General features: G+C 39.5%; 12 protein-coding genes. All 12 read left to right on the top strand.

Annotated features, from left to right (window positions below; genetic code table 11):
* Nucleotides 1-59 precede the first annotated feature (59 nt).
* The 12 genes from RRG12_RS21185 to RRG12_RS21240 all read left to right on the top strand — a co-directional run bounded on the left by RRG12_RS21185 (nt 60) and on the right by RRG12_RS21240 (nt 14866).
* A complete protein-coding gene (locus RRG12_RS21185) occupies nt 60-1325 on the top strand; it encodes a nif11-class peptide radical SAM maturase 3 (RefSeq protein ID WP_420760631.1) in 1266 nt (421 codons plus the stop codon).
* A gap of 3 nt (nt 1326-1328) precedes the next feature.
* The gene (locus RRG12_RS21190; protein ID WP_176726972.1) at nt 1329-1493 is read left to right on the top strand and encodes a hypothetical protein; all 165 of its coding nucleotides are present in this window, start codon (nt 1329-1331) and stop codon (nt 1491-1493) included.
* 113 nt (nt 1494-1606) lie between these two features.
* Entirely contained in the window at nt 1607-2890 is a 1284-nt protein-coding gene (locus RRG12_RS21195; protein WP_420760632.1) for a calcium-binding protein, read from the top strand.
* Between the two features lie 471 nt (nt 2891-3361).
* Nucleotides 3362-4603 carry a calcium-binding protein gene (locus tag RRG12_RS21200; RefSeq protein WP_420760633.1) on the top strand — a complete coding sequence of 414 codons (1242 nt, stop codon included), beginning with the start codon at nt 3362-3364 and terminating at the stop codon, nt 4601-4603.
* A gap of 276 nt (nt 4604-4879) precedes the next feature.
* On the top strand, nt 4880-8155 hold the full coding sequence (locus tag RRG12_RS21205) for a glycosyltransferase (RefSeq protein WP_420760634.1): 3276 nt from the start codon (nt 4880-4882) through the stop codon (nt 8153-8155).
* A 3-nt stretch (nt 8156-8158) separates the two neighbouring features.
* On the top strand, nt 8159-9187 hold the full coding sequence (locus tag RRG12_RS21210; protein WP_420760635.1) for an NAD-dependent epimerase/dehydratase family protein: 1029 nt from the start codon (nt 8159-8161) through the stop codon (nt 9185-9187).
* 35 nt (nt 9188-9222) lie between these two features.
* On the top strand, nt 9223-10473 hold the full coding sequence (locus RRG12_RS21215; RefSeq protein ID WP_420760636.1) for a methyltransferase domain-containing protein: 1251 nt from the start codon (nt 9223-9225) through the stop codon (nt 10471-10473).
* A 41-nt stretch (nt 10474-10514) separates the two neighbouring features.
* Nucleotides 10515-11312, top strand: a complete 798-nt coding sequence (locus RRG12_RS21220; protein WP_069069859.1) for a sugar phosphate nucleotidyltransferase — start codon at nt 10515-10517, stop codon at nt 11310-11312.
* Complete coding sequence (locus RRG12_RS21225; RefSeq protein ID WP_420760637.1) at nt 11309-11962, top strand: PIG-L deacetylase family protein; 654 nt, start codon at nt 11309-11311, stop codon at nt 11960-11962. The genes RRG12_RS21220 and RRG12_RS21225 overlap by 4 nt, the downstream gene beginning before the upstream one ends.
* 40 nt (nt 11963-12002) lie before the next feature.
* Complete coding sequence (rfbC, locus tag RRG12_RS21230; RefSeq protein WP_420760638.1) at nt 12003-12560, top strand: dTDP-4-dehydrorhamnose 3,5-epimerase; 558 nt, start codon at nt 12003-12005, stop codon at nt 12558-12560.
* Between the two features lie 5 nt (nt 12561-12565).
* Complete coding sequence (locus tag RRG12_RS21235) at nt 12566-13510, top strand: hypothetical protein (RefSeq protein WP_420760639.1); 945 nt, start codon at nt 12566-12568, stop codon at nt 13508-13510.
* Between the two features lie 15 nt (nt 13511-13525).
* A complete protein-coding gene (locus RRG12_RS21240; protein ID WP_420760640.1) occupies nt 13526-14866 on the top strand; it encodes a glutamate-1-semialdehyde 2,1-aminomutase in 1341 nt (446 codons plus the stop codon).
* The last annotated feature ends 30 nt before the right edge of the window (nt 14867-14896 follow it).

Here is a 14896-nt window from a genome sequence, read left to right on the forward strand (position 1 = left end):
AAGTCCTGATTTTCCGTCGGTTCAAGTCAACTTCTAAAACCGAAATTGAGAGTTAACTTATGACATATCATCGCAAAAGCTACGCAGTTTGGGAAATTACCTTAAAATGCAATCTAGCTTGTAGTCACTGTGGTTCCCGCGCCGGACATGAACGCACCAAGGAACTCTCCACAGAGGAAGCTTTGGATCTTGTCAAGCAAATGGCAGAAGTTGGAATTAAAGAAGTTACTCTCATCGGTGGTGAGGCATTTCTGCGTCCAGATTGGCTAGAGATTGCCAAAGCTATCAATGACGCAGGGATGCTATGTGGTATGACTACCGGCGGTTATGGCATTTCGTTAGAAACTGCACAGAAAATGAAAGAAGCAGGGATTCGGACTGTCTCTGTTTCTATTGATGGCTTAGAAACAACTCATGATCGTCTGCGGGGAAAAAAAGGCTCTTGGAAATATGCATTTAAAACCATGAGTCATCTACGAGAAGTAGGTATTTCCTTCGGTTGCAATACTCAAATTAACCGCTTGTCAGCACCAGAGTTTCCGCGTATCTATGAGTGCATTCGTGATGCAGGTGCCCGTGCTTGGCAAATTCAGCTGACCGTGCCAATGGGGAATGCAGCCGACAACGCAGACATCCTTCTCCAACCCTATGAACTGTTGGATATCTATCCGATGATCGCCCGTGTCGCGGGGCGTGCTTACCAAGAGGGTGTACAACTCCAGGCGGGAAATAATATTGGTTATTACGGCCCTTATGAACGGCTGTTGCGCGGACGGGGTAAGGAGCATGAATTTTCATTTTGGCAAGGTTGCGGTGCAGGACTCTCAACTTTGGGAATAGAAGCTGACGGAGCGATTAAAGGTTGTCCTTCGTTGCCAACTACCGCTTACACAGGTGGTAATATTCGAGAGCGATCGCTGCATGACATTATTGAAAATACAGCCGAATTGCGCTTGAATCTGGGAGCAGGAACACCTGAAGGTACAAAACACCTGTGGGGCTTTTGTAAAACCTGCGAATATGCCGAGCTTTGTCGTGGCGGTTGCAGTTGGACTGCCCATGTTTTCTTTGACAAGAGAGGTAATAATCCTTACTGCCATCATCGTGCCCTTGTTCATGAGGCGCAAGACCTGCGGGAGCGTGTAATTCCCAAGGTGAAAGCTAAAGGTCTACCTTTTGATAATGGTGAATTTGAGCTAATTGTCGAGCCTATAAACACTCCTTTACCAGCAAACGACCCATTACGATTTAGCGCTGACAGCATTAAGTGGCCTGAAAGTTGGCAGCAACAACCCGAAGTTTCTTACTCGCTAGCAAGGCAATAAATCATGGCAGAAAATTCAGAAAAAACAACAGACCTAGATTTATCACCATCTGAAGACTTAGAGAAAATACCCCTGCTTCCACGTTCAGCTTGGAATAGTCAATTAACTTATTTAAAAGTGCTGTTAAAAGCGAAGCAAGTCCTCGATAAATCCATACAGTTCAGATAAGACCAAAACATTTGTAGAGACTGCGATTTATCGCGTCTCGAAAACTACAAAATAATTACTCCCTAAATATTTACACTTTAAATTGTTTATTAATAAGATAAACAGAGAATTATATGTCAACACTAGCTACACTTTCGGACTTATTGACTCCCAGTCTCAATCTCGATGTCGATTCCACTCTCACTCTCAATTACTATCGAAATCCCGATCCTAATCCCAGCCCTAATTTTGTTACCGCTCAAGGGGGGACTATTTTTTCCAATTACAGTCAGAGTCCTTCAGCGATTTTGACTACTGCCCAGACAGACACATTAGTTCAAGGTGGCGTTGCTTTAGCTATTGCTGAAGCTCAAGCGATTTTCTTAAACAATGATCTAACTTTTTCAGCCCTCTTTACTGATACTAGCATTACTGGATTAAGTGGTCAGTTTACAGGTAGTGCCGACAGTGAAACAAGGGTACTTGCTAGTTTTACAGTTGGTGCTAATCAAAGCTTCTCTTTTGATTTTTCAGCAGATTTTGCACTGACGGCTAAAGAAATTGAAAATTCCAGAGTTGAATATAACAAAGCTCAGTCTAAAAGTACTTTTTTAGTGTTAGACACCACAGATATTAATAAGCCCAAACTTTTAGACTATTTTGGCATTCAGGGTAGCTTAATATCTTCTAATCAAATCGGTGATCTGATCCTTGGTAATAGTCGCAATATTACGATTAACAGTCGTGATAAAAGTTCTGATATTAATGGCAACAATGGTACTGACTTCCTCAATGGTACTGCTATTGGGACTTATCGGCGGAATTTTACTAGCAATACCAATATAACTGTAGTCGAAATTAATATCAGTGCCGTTGAATTGGCAGGAGATACTTTAATCGGCAATCTGGGTAAAGATGTTATCTATGGAACGATTTGGAACGATAATCTAACAGGAACCAACGGTGCGGACAAAATTTATGCTAGCTTGGGGAATGATAAGTTATATGGAAAAAATGGTAATGATAACCTCGATGCCGGTCAAGGTAATGATTGGCTAGATGGTGGCGATGGCAATGATTCACTCTATGGCGGTTTGGGCAATGATATCCTGATTGGTGGTAGTGGTAATGATGTCTTAGTTGGTGGTGATGGTAATGACACATTTACTTTCAAACGTGACGATACCTTGCTGAGAAATGACTTTGATGTTATTAAAGATTTCCAGGTTGGTATTGATAAGATTGTATTGAATGATTGGGGTTACATTAATACTAGCCTATGGTTACAACTAGGTAACATAATAGATACTGAAAATGGTGCTATACTCAAATTAAATTCTATCTTTAATCAAGAAACAATACTAATCTCAGGTGTGAGTGCTAGTCAGATTAACTCTCAATCAATAACATTTAGTTAAAGCTAATTAATTTCTAGGAAAACTACTTCTATCCTGGATGATTATCTCTTAATAAAGTAGGGCTGTTTCTTTTGCTAAAAGGCTCTGATTTACAAGCTTATAAGTCAACTAGTCGCCGCGATCGCACTCCTTACTAAAATTATTGGTAGTGCTCTTTACTAGATAATAGTAAATTGTGAAAAATATGTTCTTTATTCAAAGCTTCTTCCAGAATTTTGAGGAGTAAAAACTAAGTCACCAAATCCTTAGTCCCTAGTCAATAGTCTTTTTAACTAAAGTTTAATAGCTACTAAATTTTGTTAAGTTATAAATCAAGTTATATAAAGCAAATATAAATTATTAATTTTAAAGTCTGGAGAGCTAAGTAATACCGAAGATCACTGTGAAACTTTGATGAAGTCAAATATTTGTAACACGTTAATGTAGTAGCCTATTACAGAAAACCCACATAATAGGATAAGCAGAGGTTTTATGTCATCAGAAACTATATTTTTACAATCAACTGCTACAAATCCAAACCCAAACCCTAATTTTGCTAACGCTCAAGGATCTGCTGTTTTCTTCAACTATAGTCAAAGTCCTTCAGGAACTTTAACTCAAGCTCAGACTGACACATTAGTTAAAGGTGGTGTGACTTTAGCTATTGCTGAAGCTGGAGCAACTTTTTTTGACAATGATCCAGCTTTTTCAACACTATTTACTGATAGTAATGGCATTGGGTTAGATGGTTCTTTTTCGGGAAGTGCCAATAGCAAAACAAAGGTTGTCGCTAATTTTGCCGTTGGCGCTAACCAAACTTTCTCTTTCGATTTTTCCGCAGATTTATCACTATCAGCTAAAGAAATTGAAAATCGTGATGCTGAATATAACCAAGCTAGGTCAAAAACCTCTTTCTTGGTACTAGATACCACAAATCCCAATAAGCCAAAAGTCTTAGATTATTTTGGTATTGAGGGTAACTTAGTTTCCTCTAAAGAAATTGCTAATTTGAGGCTTGCTGGTAGTCGTAATGTTAATCTCATTAATCGAGATAAAACTTCTGATATTGATGGTGACAATGGACAAGACTCGCTAACAGGAAATGCTATTGGTCGTTATCACAATAGGTTTAAGAAAAGCACCGACATAACGATAGTAGAAATTAACGTCAGTGAAGTTAAATTTTTGGGAGATACTTTAATTGACAACTTGGGACAAGATGTTATTTATGGCACGATTAAGAATGATAAGCTGAAAGGAAGCAAATTTGCAGATAAGATTTATGGCAGCTTAGGTAATGATTGCCTAGATGGAAAGAAAGGTAATGATATCCTCGAAGGTGGTCAAGGTAATGATTGGCTATATGGTGATGAGGGTAATGATAAACTTCATGGCGGTTGGGACAATGATACTTTAATTGGCGGTCGTGGTAGTGATATTTTGGTTGGTGGCGAAGGTAATGACAAATTTGTTTTCAACCGTGGCGATAGCTTGTTCAAAGGTGAATTTGATATCATTCAAGATTTCGAGGTTGGTATCGATAAGATTGTATTTCAGGGTTGGGGTAAGGTGAATACTGACCACTGGTTAAATCAGATGTTCTCTCAAGGCCGAATAACCGATACAAATGATGGTGTTCTTTTCGATTTTAATACTGGAATAACTCAAGGAAAATTACTGCTTTCAGATGTGACTTCTAACCTAATTACCTCTGACTCAATAACGTTTATTTAGGAATTATTGCAGGGCAAATGTATCTAAATTAGAGAAATACTTTTCCCACAATGGTCTCAGTATTGGAAAATCACTGCTATCTTATCACCAAAAACTTTGTTCAGTAAGTGTTTCATAAATTAGGTGCATTTACCCTCTACAGCAATTAAATACAAGTAGTAAATACTATAGTTAACAAACTGCAAAGTATACAAAATAATAAAATATTGATGATTGCGATCGCAATATTTTTAATATCAACTAATTGCGATGTTTTTATCCAAGGTTATTATAGCTATGAATACTAAAATTATTTCTACATATAATGTTAAATCTCTCATTGAAATGGCGATTAAGAAGCATAAATCAGGTCAATTGGATGAAGCTAAATCGCTATACAAACAGGCATTACAAATTCAATCCGAATATGGAGGTGAATCAGACTCTTTAGAAGGTAAAGATCAGATACAATCAAACTACTCTGAGGCTTTGTATGGCATAGGAATGCTGGCGCAGCAAACAGGAAAATTCCTAGAAGCTGAAAAATTCCTGAGTCAGGCTGCACAAGTTCAACCGGACTCTGTGAAAACTTGGTTTAGTTTAGGTAATCTGCGCCAAGGTCAGGGACAGTTACCAGAAGCAGAGTTAGCTTACAAACAAGCGATCGCTCTACGCCCAGATGCAGCACCGATTTATAATAATCTGGGCTACACCTTGCAAGAACAAGGCAAGCTTGACGAGGCAGTTGCCTGCTATCAAAAAGCTCTGGAAGTTCAACCTAACTGCATAGAAGCAGATGTCAACTTAGGGAATGCCCTCCATACCCAAGGGAAACTCTCCCCAGATAAACAAGCCCATTATGCACAATTGAATTACAAATTGGGTTTTGGGCGGAAAAATGCGGGTGATTTGAAGACTGCCGAAGCTTACTGGCAAAAAGCCCTAGAACTCAACCCCAACTATGGAGAAGTTTATATGGGTTTGGGAGAGATTTACCAAACACAAAAGCAACTCAATGAGGCAGCAGCAGCTTTTCGGCAAGGCTTAAAGCTGATTAATCCTCACTATGCCAAAGCTGTAGAAGCTAGCGACGAGGCTAAAATCCCTCAACAAGTAACAATAACACCTCTAATTCCTTTAAGAGAAATAATTGTAGGCAACCATAGGTTTCCCGCTATTCCGAGCGTAGCAGATAGTACAGACAAGCGGCCTTTCTGGAGTGTAGTAGTAACTGTATATAATCGGATCGATTATCTACTCGAATGCCTTGCCAGTGTGTTAGCACAATGGCAGGGGAAAGAGCAGATGGAAATCATCGTTATGGACGATGCTAGTAGAACGTCAGTATTTGAACTGGTGAATAGTATTGGACAAGGAATAATTCACTACTACCGCAATCCGCAAAACCTCGGTCTGCCAGGAAATTGGAATGCTGGAGTTGCTCTAACTCGTGGTCGGTGGGTTCATTTACTTCACGACGATGATTATATTCTCCCAGGTTTTTATTCCCGACTGCAAGAGAGTCTAGAAGCGTGTTTAGATTCTGTGGGAGCAGCTTTTACGGGTTATCAAAATATTAACGAGAAAGGAGAAGTAATTTTTCGCCAACAAGTGTATGGAGAGCAGCGAGGGATTGCTAAAAATTGGCTGCAACGCATTGGAGTAAGTAACTCATTGAATATGCCTGCGGTGGTAATTCGTCGAGAGGTACACGAACAATTGGGCTTATATCATCCCGAATTGACCTATACAAGTGATTGGGAAGTTTATAAACGTATTGCTGCTGTTTACGATTGGTGGTATGAGCCGGAAATCTTAGCTCGTTATCGCCAACATGCTAACAACGTGACCAGCGAACTCTTATTGACTGGGAAGCAGATGCTATCTATCCGCCGTGCAATTGAAATTTCAGAGAGTTATTTTCCCACTGAACAATCTGCTGAGATTACGGCCAAATCCCGGAGTCATCATTTTCTTTCTTGTTTACAATTTGCCCTAATTCCTTTACGGGCTGGGAATCTGGCTGGAGCTTGGCAAGTGTTAGAAGAGGCTCTAAAAATAGATTGTAGTCCGAAAGCGGTAGCAAAGTTGTTCAGTTGGTTAACACGGGAAGAAGCAACTCCCCTTCAGGAAGCAGGCTATATCCAGACAGCGCTTACTTATTATCGACAAGCGATCGCTCTAAGACAAGACTTGCAAGAGATATATTATAACTTAGGGAAAATCCTGCAAGAACATGGTGAGTGGGAAGAAGCGATCGCATCCTATCACCAAGCCTTAAAACTCAATCCCCAAAACTGGGAAATCTACACTCATTTGGGTCAGGTTTACCAAGCTCAAAACAAGATCGCAGAGGCGATTTCTGTATATCGTCAAGGATTAACTTTACTCAATCCTCACTACGCCAAAGCGGTAGCTGCTTACCATAATGCTGAAACCACCCCAGAAATGCTCATTACTCCCCCCATTTCCCAAGGCGAGGTGACTATTGGAGCTTATCAGTTTCCAGCGATTCCACGTGTAGCAGACCCAGAGAAACCCCGACCGTTTTGGACTGTGGTGATTCCGGTTTATAACCGCACCGATTATCTGCTCGAATCTCTGGCTAGTGTGTTAATCCAATGGCCAGGAGCAGAGCAGATGGAAATTCTGGTGATGGATAATGCCAGTACGCCACCCTTGTTTGATTTAGCGAACAGTATTGGGGGAGGAGTAATCCGTTATTACCGCCATCCACAAAATATTGGAGGCGAGTCAAATCACAATGCAGGTATTTCCCTCAGTCGTGGTCACTGGATTCATGTTCTGCATGATGATGACTGTGTTCTTCCCGGCTTTTATACACAACTCCAGCAAAGTCTTCAAGAGTCTCCAGATTCCGTAGGAGCAGCTTTTACAAATTTTGAATATTTCAATGAAGAAGGGAAAATAATTGCAAAAGGAGAAGTAATTTCCTGGTTTAAAAACCATAAAGGTATCCCTCGAAATTTTTTGCCCCGAATTGGTGTGACATGTCCGTTGCAGGTGCCTGCGGTTGTCATTCGTCGCCTTACTCATGAACAAATAGGAGGTTATTATCCACAGTTAATTTGCGCTTCTGAATGGGAACTCTATAAACGCATTGCTGTTTCTTATGATTGGTGGTATGAACCGGGAAGTTTAGCTCGTTACCGCGTACATTCCCACAGACTGACAGCTGATGATTTATCATCTGGTATTCTAGCGACCTCAATTCGCCAAGGTATAGAAATTTCTGAAAGTTATCTTCCAGCTATGTATTGTGCAGAAATTACAACCCAAGCTCGTAGCTATAACTTCAATTATTGTCTGACACGCATGGCAATCCCTCTAAAAGCTGGCAATGTTACAGGGGCTTTGCGTATGCTTCAAGAAATTCTCAAACTTGATCATTCTCCACAAGCGATAGCAAAGTTATTTACTTGGTTGACTCAAGATGAAGCAGCTCCCCTCCGGGATGAGATTGCTACTAAATTATTTGCTATTTCTGGAGAAAATATTTCAGATAGTATCCCTACTCAATTAAAACCCCCACAAACTGCGATCGCACCATAGGATATGAAAATACTTGTAACTGGAACCGAAGGTTATATCGGCTCGTTATTAGCTCCCCTCTTAATTCAACAAGGTCATGAAGTTATTGGTTTAGATACTGGCTTTTATAAAGTAGGTTGGCTATATAACGGCACCAAGGTAACTGCCAAAACCCTCAACAAAGATATCCGTCACATCACAACAGAAGACCTGCAAGGGGTAGAAGCAGTAGTTCACATGGCAGAACTCTCCAACGATCCTCTAGGTCAGTTAGCCCCTAATATCACCTACGATATTAATCATAAAGGCTCAGTAGATTTGGCCAAGTTGGCGAAAGCATCTGGAATCCGCCGCTTTATCTACACCTCTTCATGCAGTGTCTATGGTTTTGCTACTGAAGATTATGTTCACGAAGAGTCTACCATCAATCCCCAAACAGCTTATGCTAAATGTAAAGCGCTTGTCGAACAGGATGTGAAACTCCTTGCTGATGATGGTTTTTCACCCACCTTTCTCCGAAATGCCACAGCCTATGGAGCCTCTCCCAGGATGCGCTTTGATATTGTTTTGAACAATCTAGCAGGTTGGGCATGGACAATTAAAGAAATCAAGATGAACAGCGATGGTACACCTTGGCGACCCCTAGTGCATCTGTTAGATATCTGCAAAGCAATTATCTGTACCTTAGAAGCTCCGCGTGATGTAATTCACAACCAAATTTTTAATGTTGGTGATACAAATAGCAACTATCAAGTCAAACAAATTGCTCAGATAGTCGCAGATATATTTACAGGTTGTCAATTGAGCTTTGGTAAACACGATCCTGACAACCGTAGCTATCGAGTTTCGTTTGATAAAATCAACCAAAATTTACCAGGATTCAAATGTGAGTGGGATGCCCAACGCGGTGCCCAACAACTCTATAATGTCTTCCAGCAAATTGACATGGATAGAGAAACATTTGAGTCTAGAGGCTTTACTCGCCTGAAACAACTGGAGTATCTCATTCGCACTCAGCAAATCGATCAAGATTTCTTCTGGCGGACTGCTTAAATTCAAAACCTGATTTTGGCAAAAAAATATAAATTATGAATTTACCCAAACCAATAACTGGTAATTGTATGTTTTGTGGGACAGGGTTGCACCATACTTTTGTCGATTTAGGTATGTCTCCTCCTTGTGAAAGTTATCGCAGTCTCAAACAACTTAATGAAGTGGAGCCTTTTTATCCTCTCCATGTCTATGTTTGCGAAGAGTGTTTTTTAGTTCAACTCCAAGAATACATTAGTCCAGAAAATATTTTTAGCGATTACGCTTATTTTTCTTCTTACTCTGATAGTTGGTTACAACACGCCAAGAAATACGTTGATTTGATAGTAGAACGTTTCCAATTAAATCAGGAAAGTCAGGTAATAGAAATTGCTAGTAATGATGGCTACTTGCTGCAATACTTTGTTGGTAAAGACATCCCAGCGCTGGGAATAGAGCCAGCAGCAAATGTTGCTGAGGTAGCAATTAAAAAAGGCATTCCTACAGTTGTCAAATTTTTTGGACAGGAGACAGCCAAAGAACAGGTTGCAAAGGGCAAACAGGCAGATTTATTATTAGGAAATAACGTCCTTGCTCACACACCTTATCTCAATGATTTTGTTAAAGGGATGAAAATTATCCTCAAACCGCATGGTGTAATTACTATGGAATTTCCCCACCTGATGCGGTTAATCGAGGAAAATCAGTTTGATACTATTTACCATGAGCATTTCTCTTATTTTTCTTTCCTCACCGTCGAAAAGATTTTTGCTGCTCACGGGTTGACAATTTTTGATGTAGAAGAATTAACTACTCATGGCGGTTCTTTGAGAATTTATGCCCGCCATAGTGAAGATTCTTCTAAAGCAATTAGCCATCAAGTATCAGAACTTAAATATAGAGAAGAAGCGGCTGGGTTTACACAATTAGAATACTATTTTTCCTTTGGTGAACAAGTCAAAGAAACTAAACGCAAGTTATTAGATTTCTTGATCAAAGTCAAACGAGAGGGAAAATCGATTGTTGGTTATGGTGCTCCAGGTAAGGGAAATACTCTCTTAAACTACTGTGGTATCCGCACAGATTTTCTTGACTACACAGTAGACCGTAACCCTTACAAACAGGGTCAATTTTTACCAGGAACTCATATTCCAATTTTCCATCCAGACAAAATTGCAGAAACCAAGCCTGACTATGTACTCATTTTGCCCTGGAATTTGAAAAATGAGATTATGGCACAAATATCTTACATTCGGGATTGGGGAGGTCAATTTGTTGTACCAATTCCTGAAGTTAATGTCTACTCTTAAGTATTTAATATTTTTTTCATCATTAAAAAGGGGTAAGTAACATGAAAGTAGTTTTATTTTGTGGTGGTTTAGGAACTAGAATGAGAGAGTATTCAGAAAGTATTCCTAAGCCAATGGTGAATATTGGTTATAGACCAATATTATGGCATGTAATGAAATACTACGCTCACTATGGGCACAAAGATTTTATCTTATGTCTTGGTTACAAGGCTGACCTAATTAAAAGCTACTTTTTAAATTACAATGAATGGCTATCTAATAATTTTAGCCTTTCACAGGGTAGCCAAATTCAGTTGTTTAACCGTGATATTCAAGATTGGAATATTACATTTGTAGATACAGGTTTGACTGCCAATATTGGTCAAAGATTCAAGGCAGTAGAAAAGTATCTAGAAGGAGAAGAAGTATTTTTAGCTAACTACAGCGATGGATTGACAGACTTACATTTACCAACGCACATTAAGCATTTTTATCAACGTGATAAAATCGGTAGTTTTTTGTGTGTCAGACCAAGCCAAAGTTTTCACCTAGTTGACATGGATCAGGATGGCTTAGTCAGGGATCTCAAAGATGTCAAACAACGTGATATTTGGATTAATGGAGGGTATTTTATCTTTAAAAAAGAAATTTTTAACTACATTGAGAAAGGGGAAGAACTTGTCCTTGAACCTTTTCAAAGACTGATTGCCAAAGAAGAACTGATTGCATATAAATACACTGGCTTTTTTGGGGTTATGGATACGTTTAAAGAAAAGCAACAGTTGGATGATATGTATGGTCAAGGCGAAAGACCTTGGGAAGTATGGAGAGATAAACAACTAGAAGTAACTCATGTATGATCCAACTTAGCTTCAACAAGCCAGAAGAATCTGAGTACAAAATCCTTTGTCTAGGTTCTCATTGCGATGATATTGAGATTGGTTGTGGAGGCACAATCTTAAAGCTGATAGAGAATTATCAGCATATTGTCGTCTATTGGGTTGTCTTTAGTTCCAACGAACAAAGAGCACAGGAAGCAACGACAAGTGCCAATCTTTTTTTAAAAGAAATTCCGGTCAAGAAAATTATCATTAAAAATTTTCGAGATGGTTTTCTACCTTTTCATGGGATAGAGGTGAAGGAATGCTTTGAGCAGTTGAAGCAGGAATTTGCACCAGATATAATCTTTACTCACCATCGAGACGATCGCCATCAAGATCACCGCTTAATTTCCGATATGACTTGGAATACCTTTAGAAATCATTTAATTTTGGAATATGAGATACCTAAATATGATGGTGATTTAGGTATTCCTAATTTCTTCGTCCATTTAGATGAGTCACTTTGCCGTCGAAAAATACAATATATTTTAGAGGCATTTCCTACCCAAAATAATAAGCAGTGGTTTATGGAAGATACTTTTCGTTCAATTCTCAGAATTCGTGGAATTGAATCAAATTCGCCCAGTAAATATGCTGAGGCATTTTACTGTCGAAAAATATTTTTCTAAAAAATTAGATGTTTAATTTTTCTCTCAAATTTGCAAGTTCATGATATTTACCGAAACTAAAATCAAAGGGGCATTTATTATTGATTTAGAGTTGCAACGAGATATTCGGGGCTTTTTTGCTCGGACTTTCTGTATTCAGGAATTTAGGGATCATGGTTTAAAACCAACTATTACCCAATGCAATTTATCTTTTAACTATAAAAAAGGAACGTTGCGGGGTATGCATTATCAAAAGCCTCCTTCTCAAGAAACAAAATTGGTACGTTGCATCAAAGGAGCTATTTATGATGTAATTATTGATTTACGTCTAGAATCTCCTAGCTATTTATCCCATATTGGTATAGAGTTGACCGCTGAAAATCGCCTGGCTCTCTATATCCCCGATAGGTGTGCTCATGGGTTCCAAACGCTCATCGACGAAACTGAAGTGACTTATCAAATGGGTGACTTCTACGCCCCAGAATATGCCTCTGGCTATCGTTATGATGATCCAGCTTTTGGAATTGAATGGCCGTTACCAATAAGTGAAATATCTGAGAAAGATAGGGCTTGGACTTTATTTGAACAGAAAAAGATCGAGACACATCGGGGAGTATAAAAACAGTGAATACAATCTATTTCGATGCCACTGTCAATGACGATGTGAGAAGAGATTATCTTTACAAGGGACAGCTATTTGTTTTTTCTCCCTGTCCCAGCGCGATCGCATTTTGCGAATTTGCTCGTCAAATGGTCGAGGAAGCCTTTGCACCGCTAGACCCTAGAACAGCACAGCATAATTTGCCTATAGAAGCATACGTTGAAATTTTAGCAGAACTCAAGCCAGTCTTTATTCACCACCCTAAATCTAAACAATTCATTCAAGATATCTTGAAGGAAACTGGATGTGACTTAAGGAAAACTTACTTTGATGTACCTCGCCTGAGAACTGCAACTAGTGATGGCTATCTGACATCCGGTATTGCTTACGCTTTTCATCCTCATCGTGATACCTGGTACTCGGCTCCTCCCTGTCAAATCAACTGGTGGCTTCCCATCTACGATATTACGTCAGAAAATGTCATGGCGTTTCATCCTCGCTATTGGAGTCAGCCAGTTAAGAATGGCTCAAGAGATTATAACTACACGCAATGGAACAAAGAAAGTCGCCAAACTGCTGCCAAACACATTAAAAAAGATACGCGCCAGCAACCTTTTCCAGAAGAAACTTTAGAAGTAGAGCCACAATTGCGGTTAGTGACAAAAGTTGGTGGGATGATTCTCTTCTCAGGAGCGCAGATGCACTCAACAGTACCCAACACTTCAGGCTATACACGCTTCAGTATCGACTTTAGAACTGTGCATCTAGATGACGTGATTGCTCAACAGGGCGCACCAAATATTGATTCAGCCTGCACGGGAACTTCTTTAGGCGACTTCTTACGGGGTACAGACTTTTGCCGTATACCTGAATATTTGGTGACTCTCTATGACAGCCAAGTACCAACAGAAGCGATCGCTTCTAAATCTTTGACGATCGGCCATTCTGTGTTTGACATGAAATCTTAGTCAAGGAGAAAACCCATGTCTTTGATTAGCTTTAACGCTTTAAAGAAACAGTCTTTTGAACAATCGCAGACGTTACAACAAAAAAGTCATTCTCTGATTCCTGGTGGTTCCCATACTTATGCTAAGGGTGATGACCAATTTCCCGAAACGGCACCAGGCTTTATTGTTAGAGGTGAAGGTTGTCATGCCTGGGATTTAGATGGCAATGAATTTATTGAATACGGAATGGGACTACGTGCTGTCACTTTAGGACACGCCTACCCACCCGTCGTAGAAGCTGCTTATCGGCAAATGCTCCTTGGCAATAATTTCACCCGACCGGCAACTATTGAAGTGGAATGTGCTGAGGAATTACTCAGTTGGATTCCCGGTGCAGACATGGTTAAATTTGCCAAAGATGGCTCAACGGTGACTACCGCAGCCATTACCCTTGCAAGAGCTTATACGGGAAGAGATATGGTTGCCATTTGCGCTGACCATCCTTTCTTTTCATACAATGACTGGTTTATTGGCAGTACTCCTATGTCTGCTGGTATTCCCCAAGTGATTCAAGATTTAACGGTGAAATTTAATTTTAATGATGTTGAAAGTCTAAAAAAGGTTTTTGCTGATCATCCAGGGAAGATTGCTTGTGTCATTTTAGAACCAGCTAAATATGAAGACCCATCCCATAATTTTCTTCATGAGATACAAAAACTCTGCCAAGAAAATGGAGCAATTTTTATCTTTGATGAGATGATTACTGGATTCCGTTGGTCTAGTGGGAATGCCCAAACTTACTACGGTGTTGTTCCTGACTTATCAACATTTGGGAAAAGTATGGGAAACGGTTTTGCTGTTTCCGCATTAGTTGGTAAACGAGAGATTATGGAGTTAGGTGGAATTTATCACGATCAAGAGCGAGTATTTTTACTCTCAACTACTCATGGAGCAGAAAATCATGGACTAGCTGCTGCGATCGCGACGATGAAAATTTTCCGGCAACAAGGAGTAATTGAGCATCTATATCAACAAGGTGAAAGATTACGCCAGGGAATTAATCAGGCGATCGCAGCCAATGAACTTCAAGATTACTTCCAAGTTGTTGGCAAAGCTTGCAATCTAATTTACGTAACTCTTGACGAAAAAAAACAATCATCTCAGGCATTTAGAACTCTATTTCTGCAAGAAACCATCAAACGAGGATTGCTCCTGCCTTCTTTAGTTGTCAGCTTTTCTCATAGTAATCAGGATATTGATCTCACAATTGATGCTATCAGTGAATCTTTAAAGGTTTATCGCAAAGCTCTAGAATCTGGAATTGAAAAGTATTTGATTGGTCGTTCAGTAAAACCTGTATTTAGGAAATATTGTTGATGAGAATACTTAATATTAATAAGATGCTTT

Source organism: Nostoc sp. CALU 546, from assembly GCF_048836525.1.

Coding starts and splice junctions, on each gene's coding strand:
- RRG12_RS21185 (WP_420760631.1), top strand. CDS start 60: ATGACATATCATCGCAAAAGCTACGCAGTTTGGGAAATTACCTTAAAA.
- RRG12_RS21200 (WP_420760633.1), top strand. CDS start 3,362: ATGTCATCAGAAACTATATTTTTACAATCAACTGCTACAAATCCAAAC.
- RRG12_RS21195 (WP_420760632.1), top strand. CDS start 1,607: ATGTCAACACTAGCTACACTTTCGGACTTATTGACTCCCAGTCTCAAT.
- RRG12_RS21205 (WP_420760634.1), top strand. CDS start 4,880: ATGAATACTAAAATTATTTCTACATATAATGTTAAATCTCTCATTGAA.
- RRG12_RS21220 (WP_069069859.1), top strand. CDS start 10,515: ATGAAAGTAGTTTTATTTTGTGGTGGTTTAGGAACTAGAATGAGAGAG.
- rfbC (WP_420760638.1), top strand. CDS start 12,003: ATGATATTTACCGAAACTAAAATCAAAGGGGCATTTATTATTGATTTA.
- RRG12_RS21210 (WP_420760635.1), top strand. CDS start 8,159: ATGAAAATACTTGTAACTGGAACCGAAGGTTATATCGGCTCGTTATTA.
- RRG12_RS21215 (WP_420760636.1), top strand. CDS start 9,223: ATGAATTTACCCAAACCAATAACTGGTAATTGTATGTTTTGTGGGACA.
- RRG12_RS21240 (WP_420760640.1), top strand. CDS start 13,526: ATGTCTTTGATTAGCTTTAACGCTTTAAAGAAACAGTCTTTTGAACAA.
- RRG12_RS21190 (WP_176726972.1), top strand. CDS start 1,329: ATGGCAGAAAATTCAGAAAAAACAACAGACCTAGATTTATCACCATCT.
- RRG12_RS21225 (WP_420760637.1), top strand. CDS start 11,309: ATGATCCAACTTAGCTTCAACAAGCCAGAAGAATCTGAGTACAAAATC.